This window comes from Flavobacterium beibuense (genome assembly GCF_004151245.1).
Taxonomy (GTDB): Bacteria; Bacteroidota; Bacteroidia; order Flavobacteriales; family Flavobacteriaceae; genus Flavobacterium; species Flavobacterium beibuense_A.
Window position 1 is genome coordinate 241,300 of sequence record NZ_JUIW01000008.1, and the last position, 10,843, is coordinate 252,142.

At 33.8% G+C, this 10,843-nt stretch carries 7 protein-coding genes and 1 pseudogene; 3 read left to right on the forward strand and 5 right to left on the reverse strand.

Annotated features, from left to right (window positions below; all coding sequences use genetic code 11):
* Positions 1 to 167 precede the first annotated feature (167 nt).
* From NU09_RS12690 to aqpZ, 4 genes are all read right to left on the reverse strand, one after another.
* Positions 168 to 1,475 (reverse strand): T9SS type A sorting domain-containing protein, encoded by a 1,308-nt coding sequence (locus tag NU09_RS12690; protein ID WP_129751667.1) that lies wholly within the window; start codon positions 1,473 to 1,475, stop codon positions 168 to 170.
* 133 nt (positions 1,476 to 1,608) lie between these two features.
* A complete protein-coding gene (locus NU09_RS12695; protein ID WP_165357692.1) occupies positions 1,609 to 2,490 on the reverse strand; it encodes an SDR family oxidoreductase in 882 nt (293 codons plus the stop codon).
* 18 nt (positions 2,491 to 2,508) lie between these two features.
* Positions 2,509 to 3,042, reverse strand: a complete 534-nt coding sequence (locus NU09_RS12700) for a hypothetical protein (protein ID WP_129751668.1) — start codon at positions 3,040 to 3,042, stop codon at positions 2,509 to 2,511.
* A 95-nt stretch (positions 3,043 to 3,137) separates the two neighbouring features.
* A complete protein-coding gene (aqpZ, locus tag NU09_RS12705) occupies positions 3,138 to 3,827 on the reverse strand; it encodes an aquaporin Z (protein WP_129751669.1) in 690 nt (229 codons plus the stop codon).
* A 302-nt stretch (positions 3,828 to 4,129) separates the two neighbouring features.
* Here aqpZ and NU09_RS12710 point away from each other — a divergent pair, with 302 nt between their 5' ends.
* A complete protein-coding gene (locus NU09_RS12710) occupies positions 4,130 to 4,759 on the forward strand; it encodes a response regulator transcription factor (RefSeq protein ID WP_129751670.1) in 630 nt (209 codons plus the stop codon).
* Here NU09_RS12710 and NU09_RS12715 read toward each other — a convergent pair.
* Complete coding sequence (locus tag NU09_RS12715; RefSeq protein WP_129751671.1) at positions 4,754 to 7,774, reverse strand: two-component regulator propeller domain-containing protein; 3,021 nt, start codon at positions 7,772 to 7,774, stop codon at positions 4,754 to 4,756. The genes NU09_RS12710 and NU09_RS12715 overlap by 6 nt on opposite strands.
* Positions 7,775 to 8,344: 570 nt before the next feature.
* Between NU09_RS12715 and NU09_RS12720 the strand changes: the two genes are divergently transcribed.
* Both NU09_RS12720 and NU09_RS12725 read left to right on the forward strand, forming a co-directional pair.
* A complete protein-coding gene (locus tag NU09_RS12720) occupies positions 8,345 to 9,274 on the forward strand; it encodes a helix-turn-helix domain-containing protein (protein WP_165357693.1) in 930 nt (309 codons plus the stop codon).
* Between the two features lie 815 nt (positions 9,275 to 10,089).
* A pseudogene (locus tag NU09_RS12725) lies at positions 10,090 to 10,843 on the forward strand (hypothetical protein); the annotation flags it as partial.

Below are 10,843 nucleotides of genomic sequence, written 5' to 3' on the forward strand. Positions count from 1 at the left end.
ATGTTTAATAATTTTAGAACCGTAAAAATACAATTATTTATGGTTTTTGAAAGTGGAATTTGTTAACATTCATTTTTGTTTTTATGCCAAAATCTGTTAACCCCTGTAAAATAAGAAAGCCGGTAAAATATTACCGGCTTTTTAAATAGGTTGGTTTGTTAAATTATTTATTTTATGATTAGTTTTTTTGTCTCAGAATAGCTTCCTGTCTGTAAATTAACAATATAGATGCCTGAATTTAGAGATGAAAGGTTTAATTGCAGTGTTTGAGTAGCATTCACTCTAGTTTGATATACTTTGCTGCCTGTTAGAGAGTATATGGTGATTTCTCCGTCTTCAGTTGTCTGATTCAGGTTGGTGTAAGCCACTGTTACATTTTTGTCTGCTGATGGGTTAGGGTATAGGCTAAATGAAGCTTTATTAGCTTCAAAATCACCCAGTCCCATTGTAGCTGATACATTTTTATATTTAAAACTCAGGTTGCCTGTTGCTGTACCTTCAAATGTAAGGAAGTACATTCTGTAAACAGTTCCGTCATCATACTTAACATAGTATGTTTTTTCGGGGATAGTGTATGACATTGTAGACTGATTAAATGCTTTCCAATCGTCACCAATAGTATTAATTTCTTCGGTATAATCTTCTTCTGCCGGTAATGTAACATCGCCGGTAGTTTCTCCTGCTTCATCTTTAACTGCCACAGTTATGCCTGTATTGCTATTATGTAGAGCTCCTGTTACTGCATACATAACAGTTTCGGTACCTCCTGCAGAAACTTCTCCGTAGTATTTGTTGAATACAAAATCCCAATCAGTATCAGTAGGTGCTACTGATACAATGTCGTTAGTTTCCATTGAATAGTAAATGAATTCTGTTCCTTCATTGTCAGAGAAGTCTATAACAGCAGTTTCATCTGCAGACCATTCTGTACCGTTCCATGTTGCATATTTAAATGTAAATGTGCCTGCAATAGGGTCAAGGTCCTGAAGGATTAATTTCTTGTAATTTGTTGACGAAGTTTTAAGAACAAAAATTCTTGTACCAGTAACATGGTGTGTTGTCATATTATACAGTCCCCATCCAAATCCAAAAGAAGGTGTGTTTTCGCTTCCGTTATCAAAAGCACCTACGCTCCATTCTGTTTCAGAATTGTAAAGTTGTGTCCAAGTGCTTTCGTTGGCAACATCTATTGTTTCCCAAGCTGTAATATCGGCTGAAGCTTCATAGCAGATAACCTTACCGTCGTTTACCCTTACAGCACCAAGATTCATGCCGCCCGCTTTTTGAAAGGCTATATCCCAGCTAGATGTAACTACAGGAGTTTGTGTATTGGTTGCTAATTTAAAATATACCTGGTTAGCATAAGCAGGCTGCATAGAAACATTTACGGTTGTATATCCGTTTTCGTCTACTTCCTGGGCTACAGCTGTAAACCCAAGTACAATAGAAGCTAATGAAAGTAAAACTTTTTTCATGGTTTGTTTATTTAGATTTATTTAAAATAACGATGCAAAGATATTGTTTTAATTTAAACTTAATCTAAATAGTGTAAAAAAATTAAGCCCGAAATTATAATTCGGGCTTAATTATATGGTGTTTGTTTTGTAACTATTTGTTTTTCTTTTGTTTAATCATGGCTTCAAGCATATCCCACATTTCTTCAGGTATAGCCTCAAGTAAATTAAACTGTCCGGCACCTTTTAACCATTCACCACCATCTATTGTAATAACTTCTCCATTAACATAAGCAGAATAGTCTGAAACCAGATAAGCAGCAAGGTTGGCAAGCTCCTGATGATCACCTACACGTTTTAAAGGTACTTTTTTGGCTAAGTCAAATTTCTCTTTTAAATCGCCCGGTAATAGTCTGTCCCATGCACCTTTGGTTGGGAAGGGACCTGGTGCGATAGCGTTAGATCTTATACCGTATTTGGCCCATTCTACAGCAAGACTTCTGGTCATTGCCAATACACCGGCTTTTGCAGTTGCACTGGGAACTACATAAGCAGATCCTGTCCAGGCATAAGTAGTAACAATATTTAGTATGGTAGAGTTTTTTTGTTTTGTGTCTATCCAGTGCTTACCAAATGCTAGGGTACAATTTTTAGAACCTTTAAGTACGATGTCTATAATGGTATCAAAAGCATTTGCAGATAATCGCTCTGTAGGTGAAATAAAATTACCGGCAGCGTTATTAAGCAGTACATCTACTTTGCCGTATTCTTTTAAAACAGCCTGAAGCATGTTTTCTACTTCTTCATAATGGCGTACATCACATTGTACGGCCAGGCATTTTCCTCCTGTTTCCTGCTCCAGTTCTTTAGCCGTGGTTTGTAGTTTTTCAAGGTCACGTGAAGTAATTGCTACTTTAGCGCCGAGTTCTATGAAATATTTTGTCATGGATTTACCCAGCCCGCTACCACCTCCGGTTACTACAATCACTTTATCTTCAAGTGCGTTATCACGAAGCATTTTGTTTGTATATGTCATATTGTATTTTGTATTATCTTATTTATTGCAAAGGTTATCTGTTGAGTCAATTTCGCTACCTGAAAGGATAATTTTTTCTAAAACGTCTTCTACATTAGCTAAATCTCCTGGTTCAGGTCTGTTGGTTGTAAGCGATAACAGTTTGCCATTAATTGTTGTTGCTACAATTAGTCTTGCCTTTTCACTTGGGGTGACTATTCTCAGCAAGTGCTTACCGTCTTTATTTTGTATTTTTGTTTCAACGGTTGTATTCGGTATTCTGTGTTGAGATGAAATTTTTACCATATAATTTATAAGCATATTTGTTTCTGTATCATTTATGCCATTACTGTCTATGTCAATAAACTCATAGTTTATTGCGATGTTGTTATATATTAATTGTGTTTCCTTAACTGTTGCTTTAGAGTCAGCAAGGGTTAAGGCATAAGTTTTACTACCGTTTTTAATAACCCAAAAAGATTTCTCAGGTGTACAGTTTATAAGCTCCTGTGCGTATGAATTAATTGACAAGACTGTGATAAAAAGGACTAAAAGGAGTGGTTTTATTTTCATTTTTATAATATTTAGTTGGTAATCAAATATAATTAAAAAAAGGATAGAAGCAGTTTAAGTGCCTTTATCCTTTTGTATAAATACCGGGGTTAGTTCTATTCTTGTTTCTCAAAAAAACCTTTGTATACCAATCCTGCCAGTACAGCTCCTGCTATTGGGGCTACCCAAAACACCCATAATTGCTGTGCTGCCCATGCATCGGCAAAAAGTACCTGACTTGTGCTGCGGGCAGGATTTACCGATGTATTGCTTACAGGTATGCTTATCAGGTGAATTAGCGTTAAACCAAGACCAATAGCAATAGGAGCGAGTCCTTTTGGAGCCCTTTCATCAGTAGAACCTAATATGATTATAAGGAACATAAAAGTCATTACAACTTCACAAAGTATTACAGCTGCCATACTGTATCCTCCCGGTGAATGTTCGCCAAAGCCATTTGCAGCAAATCCTCCTGCTACAAATCCTTCCCTGCCCGATGCTATTGTATACAATACATAAGCGGCAAGCATTCCTCCTAAAACCTGCGATATAATGTAGGGGATAAGCTCTTTTGCGCTAAATCTTCCGCCAACAAACAGCCCTATTGATACGGCAGGATTTAAATGACATCCTGATATATGCCCTATAGCAAATGCCATGGTCAAAACAGTTAAACCAAAGGCGAAGGCAACACCAGTGAACCCAATACCAAATTCGGGAAATGAACAGGCTAATACGGCACTACCGCAACCTCCCAGCACCAGCCAGAAAGTACCTATAAATTCTGCAACTAATTTTTTTGTCATATTTCTGCATTTATTGATTAGTAGAATGTTCATATAAAACTTATACAGTGCTTACAGAGAGGTTGAAATTATTGTTGCTCGATATGTGTTATATGGCTTTTAGGAATAAAATAATGAATGAGTATTAAGTTAAAATTAAATTAAAATTTGATGATATGTGATATATGATAAGATATTTTTAACATTTAATATTTAAAAAGTGTTAAAAAAATGATTACTTGGTTTGTGTGCTTTAAGATATTCTTAATTTTTTATGTACATTTATCGCAAGAGTTATATCCCCACCTGTAACCAAAAATAGTATGAATATATTAATAGCCGATGACCATAGTGTTGTAAGGCAGGGTGTAGCATTGATTTTAAGGGAGGCATTTAATAGTGTGGACATTTATCATGCAGAGAGCTTTAGCGAAATAGCAGAAATATTAAAAAAACAATCCGTAAACCTAATTCTATTAGATATTAATTTACCTGGAGGTAATAATGTTGGAATGATTAACAATATAAAGGAAATACAGCCCTCAATAAAGGTGCTGATGTTTTCTGCATATGATGAAGATCAGTATGCCGTTAGGTATATTCATGCCGGTGTTGATGGCTATCTAAATAAATTAAGCTCTGAGGATAAAATTATAGAGGCCGTAAATGAAATACTTAGGGGGGGCAGATATTTTAGTGATAAAATAAAAGACAGGGTTTTTGAAAGTGTAATCAATAAAACACCGGAAAATCCTCTTGAAAGCCTTTCTAACAGGGAAATGGAAATTGCAGATCTTTTGGCAAAAGGAGAGGGGAACCTTGAAATTGCCAACAGACTTGATATTAAGATGTCCACTGTAAGTACATACAAGAGCCGAATTTTTGAAAAGCTCGGCATTAATAATGTTGTTTCCCTGGCAGAGAAATTTAATATTTACCGTAATAGTTTATAGGTTAAATGTAATGGTAATTGTGGTACCGCCGTTTTTTTGAGATAGTATTTTCACTTTACCGTTTAATATATTTAAAAGCTCTGCAATCATTGGTAATCCCATTCCTTTACTGCTGGAGGAGCCTTCTTCGGGTTTTATATAGCCCTGAAGCAGGTTGTTATAGTATTCCAAATCTGTTTTGGTCATACCTTTTCCGGTATCCTCAACAGAGATGGATAAAGTGTGTTCGCTTACCTGGGCACTAAGTGTGATTTTTCCTTCAAAGGTATTTTTTGTTGCATTATCAATAAGGTTATGCAGAATAATGGCCAATAAATGTCTGTTTATTGTAGTTGTATAATTTTTTGGAATCGTATTAAAGAGCTCAGTTTTTTGAAGCTGTGCAATGTTTTTAAAGAATAAGATTTTTTCTTTTCCTAAACGGTATAATGAATATGGGGCCGATTCATCGTCGCTTATATCAGTTTCTTTAGCATACTCTAAAAAGTTGTCTACAAAATGATATAACTGAAAAGATGAGGTGTACATCGCCTGCAGATTTTCCTTTACAGAATCTTTTTCAGTATCAATATTATTATAGATATATCGTCCTGTGATAGAAAGGAATTTAAGAGGACTTTTAATATCGTGAGTTATTGATTTTATCAGTCTTTTATGATTTTCTATCTGTTTGCTCAGGTCGTCTTTTGTTTTTCTTAAAGTGGTAATGGTTTCCTGTAGTTGGGTGGTTTGTATAAGTACTTTGTTCTCCAGTAAGGTGTTTTTATAACGTATATACCTCATCCGTAGTTTTATAATAAGGTATATTAAACTTATACCGCTTATTATTGCAATAACAATAAACCAGTTAGTTTGCCAAAAAGCCGGTTCAACAGTAAATTTAATGTCTTTGTAAACCCATCCCGACCCAAAGCCGTTAAGCTTTCTTGTTTTTAGGACATAATCTCCATGAGGTAGTGTCGAAAATGATATTGATTTTTCATTTAATAGTGTCCATTCCTGCTGTATAGGGCCTTTAAGCATGAACTCTATGTTCTCGTTGTAGGGCTCTCCATAGTAAGGACTGCTTATAACGAAATTTATCCAGGTAAAATCACGATCAAGTGAAATTTTTTCTATAGTAGGGAAGGGGGTGTTGTCAATAGTTATTTCATCAATATAAATAGGATTGGCAGGGGTAATAGGGTTAATTTCGGTTGTGTTGAAATAAACAATTCCCTCCATAGAAGGAAATAATATGGTTTCATTGTTTAAATATACACTACAAGGCTGGCAGCCGCCATTAAATTCGTTATTAGGGAAACCAGAATTCTTGTTGTAATAATGATAATAGATGCCTGTGTTCTTTTTATTGGCATAATTTAGTAAATCCTGTTTTTTTACCTGAAATAAGCCTTTGTTGGTAGTAATCCAGAAAAAACCGTTTACATCTTCTGTAATACAATGTGACGTAAGCAGGTATTTATGTTTATCTGTAGGGAAGGAAGTTGTTACAGAATCTTTGTATAGAAAAAAACCTTTACCATAACTGCAGGCCCAAACTTCGCCGGTAGGCTCTATATAAAGGGATCGAACCTGACATTCAGGGAAATCTTTAATTTTAAAACTCTCTTTTGTTTTGATGTCATATTTACAAAGCCCTTTCCATGTGCCTGTCCATATGGTTTTGTTGTCAGCTATTGCCATTGAGGCAGGGGCCTCCTTGACTTTTAAAAATAGCTGTGGACTAGATTTCGTATCATTCGGTTCTAAAAAATAAATTGCCCCTCTAAATTCCTTTCCCTTATTAAAAGTACCTACCCATATTTTACCATCAGGAGATTTAGCTAATGTGGTAATACTTTCGTCCAGTTTCCAGTGATCGTATTGTTTGTAATTGCTGTTTTTTGTGAAATGATATAAATACCTACTGTTTTTAGTCCATATGTCTCCATTATTATCAATTACCAGCATGTATTTGTCAGAAAATCCGGCAATGTTGTTTGTTGAGCTTTTTCCGTTGATGTTGAACACCTCTCCTGTACTACTGAGTATATTACTGTCTCCAAAATTTTCCAGGGCATAATATACACCATCAGTTCCGGTTGAGTGTGAAAGTATGGGGTCAATGTGTTTAAACCCCTGTTCTTTTACTACTAATAGTCCTTTGTTGGAACTTCCAAGATATAAAACACGATTAGGTTCATCGTAGTAAAAAGAAATGATGTTATTGTGAGGTACATCAAAATCATCAGAGACCAATATTGTTTCTATATAGTTTTGCTTTTCTTTTAAATAATATAGTTTCTTGTCGCTATATATAAACGACTGGCCACACTGGTTATTGGTAAAAAGGTAATAAGATTCTTTAAATGTACGGTCGTATTTTATATTGGAGGTTTCAAGGCCTGTAAATTTTACAGCTGTATTTTTACTGTCAAGATATAATGTGTTACCTATTGTATAGAATTGGGCCTTTTTGGGGTATTTGTATATAATATCGTTAATTTTTTCTCTCTTAAGATTGTATAGTTTAATACTGTCATTTCCTATTATATAAAGATTATTTCCTGCTACAATGTCAATATATTCTTTATCATCTGTAAAAGATAATGATAATATAGGGTTGTAATTGTATCTGAGCATATCCTGTATGCTCTTAAAGGGTTGAGGTATTTTTGTCTTTAAATTTGTAACTGTACGTTTGTTAATAAGTAATAGTTGCTTGCTGTCATTTAAAAGATAAATACTGTCTTTGTCAGGTTTGCCGGCAAATAAACGTATCCTGTTAGATATTAATCCGTCAATATTATCGGTATTATATATTTTAAAAACCTGCCCGTCAAATTTAGCCAGCCCGCTTTCTGTAGATAACCATATGTAGCCGTATTTGTCTTTAATGATAGCACTTATGGTGTTTTGAGGCAAAGTATTATCATCGGCAGTATACCATATATGCCTAAAGTTTTCCTGTGCAAAAAAGGATATGCTGTTACTTAATAACAGTAGTAAAAAAACAGACTTTAAATAATTCATTAGGGGGCTGATGAATTTTTTTTATTTATAAGTCAAATATATGGTATGTTTTTTTACGATTAATACGCTTGTAGAAATAATTCTACATAATATAAGCAATAAAACTATAGAATGTTATGAATTAAATATATAGTTTTGTAGTCCCCAATATAAATAATGTATCAACTAAAATTAATTTACTAATGCTACTATTCTTAGAAACCCCCTCTTTAAGTGTCAGGCATATTATTAATGCTTTTCAATCAGGTTTAATATCTTAATTGGATTATATAGTATTATTATATCCAAACTGTTGGCCACTATGCTTACAGGTTGTTTATATAATTTCTGTTGTCTAATTTCAAGTATAATCTAATCTTTTACTGCACCAGTTGCATATATTGATTACACCTTATGATTGAATTGATATTAATAGGCGCCTTTGTGCTTGCCTTAGCTACGCTGTATATGGCTAAGCAAATCAAGTCGATATTGTTATTCGATAGGATTTGTAATGCCTTTTTACTGTTTGCTTCAATGCAGTCAGTCTTTGCTCTTTTAAGCCTTTTGATAGGGAAACAATTTAAGTTTATGGCTGTTCCCTTTTTTTTGTGCTATGGACCCTTTATGTATTTTGCGGTTAAGTCATTAATTAATGACAATTTTGTTAAAAGAAAAATTTACCTGCATTATGCCCCGTCATTTATTGCTATGGTAGCTTATCTTGTGATGGCAGAAGTACCTGTGCTGAAAGGTTATTTGTATATGTATAATATAGTATTGTTTTTAAGTATTGCTTTTTCTTTGACGTATTATTCCGGTTGGATTTTATTTTACGAAAATGAAAAACATGAAGACAATCCTTTGGCAAATAAACTGATAAAGATTTCGGCTTTTGTTTTAACCTGTATGTCGGTTACTTTAATTGTGTTTATCTCTAATCAGTTTATGATGGGACAAACCGTAGACTTTGAGATTGTGGCATCAATATTATATTGTTCTGCGCTTTTCCTTATATTTCTTGGTTTCAGGTACAAGGTTCATATTTTTGTAAGTTATTTTAAAGGCAACAACGAAGAAAATTATAAGAAAGAAATAAAGGAAAGTTCTGAAGATCCTACTCCTGATATGGTAGTTATTATGAACAGGCAAAAGTATTCAAAGTCTGCTCTTAATGAAAGTGTTTTTGAAGATTATGAGGAAAAGCTTCTTTATTTGTTTGAAGAAGAGAAGGTCTACCTGGATAATGAGATATCACTTGAAATCCTTGCAGAGAGGATGAAACTCTCAAAACACCACTTAACACAATTGTTTAATGTTTATATTGGTGAAAACTTCAACCAGTTTATTAATAAGTATAGAATTGATCATTCCTGTTCCCTTTTACAGACTGCCGATGGACAATTAACTATGGAAGAGGTGGCTTTTGAAAGCGGATTTAATTCTAAAGTTTCTTTTAACAGGCATTTTAAAAATATTATGGGTTGCACCCCTACAGATTATATAAAAAAAGCAGGGTAATTATTCCTCTGTTTTGATTGTCGTGATATAAACACAAACCTTTCGATAGATATTCACACCCTGAGCCTTTTCATATTTTATATGAAGAGGCTCTTTTTTTATTGTATAGTAGTCTAATTAATCAGGTATTTATTTAGGATCTAAAGATAAAAATTAAGGTAGATTTTAATGTCTGACTCACTTTTGTCCTATCCTTTATCGGAGATTTATTGCCTTTCATCGAGTGTGTATAATTCACCGCTTAGATTTATAATATAAAAGAAATTTAATCGAAATATTTTTGTCTTAGGAATAATTGTTTGTATTGCTTTTAAATCCTGATAATTCAGAAAATTTCTATGTTTTATCTATATTCAAATTATTGGGAAAAGTAATAATCCAATAATTTTTTACATCATACACGATTAAAAATTAGAGATTTGTCTCGAAATTAAGTTTTTATTAACAGTGAACGATAACTGCCCCCAAAAAGTTCCGTTCCTATTTTTATCCCCAATTTTTTAGAAGTAAAATTTTGGAGAGACGTTAAAAAAAGAATTATAGTCTCACTCAATTTTTGAAACTAAAATTAAATAATGCACAAAAGGTGATGTGGGTTTGTGGACAAACTCCCGTCCGGGCGATTTAAATATCGGAAATTTATAGAGGCAGTGTGTTGAATTCTGTTATACCAGTTATAGCAGAGTGTATATATGTCAAATAAATTTAAAAGATATGAAAATATAAATTACAAAATTGCCCCCACAAAAACCGTAAGCTTAAAAGTTTCCCCAAGACTTTTAAACATCAAAAACTCAAATTAATTACTAATGACGATGAAAAAATTATTGTCTGCCCTGGTATTATTACTAGGAGCGGCAGCTGCAAACGCGCAGGTAGGTATTGGTACCTCAAGCCCGAATGCTTCTGCACAACTTGAAATAGTATCTGATGATAAAGGTATATTAATACCCAGGGTATCATTAACAGGTACAACCGACTCCACTACCATAACAAATGGTAATATAGAAACTCTTCTGGTCTATAATACTGCCGAAACAGCTGATATTGTTCCTGGTTACTATTACTGGTATAATAACAGATGGAACAGGATTTTGACCGATCAGGATTTATTTGCTGAAACAGTAACTACATTAATAGATAACGGCGATAATACCTATACATATACCAGTGAAGACGGTACTGTTACGGTTATCAGTGTTCCAAGTGATATTATTACCACCTTGGTATACAGTCAAATTAATAATACACTTACTTATACTAATGAGGAAGGTGTAGTTACTGTAATTAACGTTGAACAGTTAGTACGTAATGCGGAGACGGTAACCACTTTAGTTGACAATAATGATGGTACAATTACCTATACTCCTGAAAGCGGATTATCGGTTACAATAGATATAGCACAAATAGTTGCCGATTATCAGTCTGTAACATCTATTATAGCAAACGTTGCTGCAGGAACTATCACTTTTACTGATGAGAACGGAGTTGCTACCGTTATCAATATTTCTGATTTTGTTTCACAATATGAAACGGTAACCACTTTAGTAAACAACAATGACGGTACCT